Below are 559 nucleotides of genomic sequence, written 5' to 3' on the forward strand. Positions count from 1 at the left end.
CTGGAGGGTGGCCTCGGCGCGGATGCGATGAATGGCGGCGATGGCTTCGACATCGCGACCTATGAGAACGCGACCTCGGGCGTGGATGCCTCCCTGGTCGGGCTGCGCAATCCGCTGAACGTCCGGACCAACGAGGCGCAGCGGGATGCCTATGTCTCGATCGAGGGCCTGCGCGGCTCGGCCTATGCGGATACGCTGCTCGGCAATGGCACGGCCAATCTGCTGCAGGGCCTCGACGGCAACGACCTGCTGAGCGGCGAGGCCGGCGACGACACGCTGGCGGGCGGTGGCGGCAGCGACGGGATGACCGGCGGCGACGGCTTCGACCTGGTGACCTATGCGGATTCCGGCGATGCGGTGCAGGTCGATCTGACGGCCGGCACGGCGGAGGGCGGCGATTCCGCGGGCGACGTGCTGCAGAGCATCGAGGCGGTGCATGGCTCGGGCTTTGGCGACAGCCTGACCGGCGATGCGGCGGCCAATCTGCTGATGGGCGCCGGGGGCAACGACACGCTGATCGGCGGCGCGGGGGCGGATACGCTGGATGGCGGGGAGGGCC

General features: G+C 70.7%; 1 protein-coding gene. It reads left to right on the plus strand.

The window, feature by feature from the left end:
• Positions 1-559, plus strand: a 559-nt coding sequence (locus ACTIF1_RS26475) for a calcium-binding protein (protein ID WP_439599468.1), incomplete at both ends; no start/stop codon positions are given.

It is taken from the genome of Falsiroseomonas sp. (genome assembly GCF_051860665.1).
Lineage (GTDB): Bacteria > Pseudomonadota > Alphaproteobacteria > Acetobacterales > Acetobacteraceae > Falsiroseomonas.